Here is a 1,024-nt window from a genome sequence, read left to right on the forward strand (position 1 = left end):
TCCGTCTTTTCGACGGAAGGCGTGTCATGATTCAAGCGCTGGGCTCGCATTCAATTGTTGGAACCGGGCGACGAGTTCTCCTGTCGCTTTCAGTTGGTTCCGAAGGACGTACGGTGTCGCGTTCGTCTGGATTTGATGTCCATCTTTTGTGAGGACGAGGCCGTTCGGCTCCTCCTCGATGTTCAGTATGTCTCGAATATGGGACCAGGCATACCATTCACAATCGTCTCGCTTCGGAGACTTCGTCGGGAAGAAGACGAGTCCGGTTGTCGGTTCGATCACGACAGGGACTTTCCCTTTTACGCCGGCGACGCGTTTGGCGATGAAGATTCGTTCCTCGATCGAGCTGTTGTACTGGCGGCAAGAAAGTTGCAACAACTGGTACGGCCGGAGCGGGGTTGAAATCTCGGTGCCATCCTCGAGAATGATCCGTGACTGCTTCATAATGTCAAAGCAAGGGAGAATCGCCACGGTTCGCTTTGTGATGCGATATTTTTCCTCAGAATAGTAGGAGCGCATACGCTGCACCATCCTCCTCGTATTAGATTTTCAGGATCGGCTAAATGACAAACGGCACAAACCTAAATCATCCCTTCAATGATATATCACAAAAAATGTAAATTCAACAAGACAATATGAAAAGTAGGGAAATAGAATTCCAATGAAAGCCAAATAACGAAACGTTTACAAATATTTGAGAAAGTGTTTGTCACGCTTACAAGAAGGTGGTAAGATTAGCCGTAGAGGACAACCCTCTGTATTCTCCAATGGTGAAAGGAATGGATTTACACATGGTAGGTAAAGTAAAATGGTTTAACTCAGAAAAAGGTTTTGGATTCATCGAAGTAGAAGGCGGCAAAGACGTGTTCGTACACTTCTCAGCAATCCAATCTGAAGGCTACAAATCACTTGACGAAGGTCAAGACGTAGAGTTTGAAATCGTTGATGGCGAGCGTGGCCCACAAGCGGCTAACGTTGTAAAATTATAATTTCAAACCGTGAAGCCGGCTCCCTCGGGAGTCGG

2 protein-coding genes are annotated in these 1,024 nt (G+C 47.0%); one reads left to right on the plus strand and one right to left on the minus strand.

Features of this window, described 5'->3' with window-relative positions:
- Window positions 1–24: 24 nt before the first annotated feature.
- A complete protein-coding gene (locus tag ON063_RS14625; protein ID WP_214745974.1) occupies window positions 25–519 on the minus strand; it encodes a competence protein ComK in 495 nt (164 codons plus the stop codon).
- A gap of 272 nt (window positions 520–791) precedes the next feature.
- Here ON063_RS14625 and cspD point away from each other — a divergent pair, with 272 nt between their 5' ends.
- Entirely contained in the window at window positions 792–989 is a 198-nt protein-coding gene (gene cspD / locus ON063_RS14630) for a cold-shock protein CspD (RefSeq protein ID WP_012726946.1), read from the plus strand.
- Window positions 990–1,024: the final 35 nt, after the last annotated feature.

It is taken from the genome of Exiguobacterium sp. B2(2022) (genome assembly GCF_028823655.1).
GTDB lineage: Bacteria > Bacillota > Bacilli > Exiguobacteriales > Exiguobacteriaceae > Exiguobacterium > Exiguobacterium aestuarii_A.

Coding starts and splice junctions, on each gene's coding strand:
- ON063_RS14625 (WP_214745974.1), bottom strand. CDS start 519: ATGCGCTCCTACTATTCTGAGGAAAAATATCGCATCACAAAGCGAACC.
- cspD (WP_012726946.1), top strand. CDS start 792: ATGGTAGGTAAAGTAAAATGGTTTAACTCAGAAAAAGGTTTTGGATTC.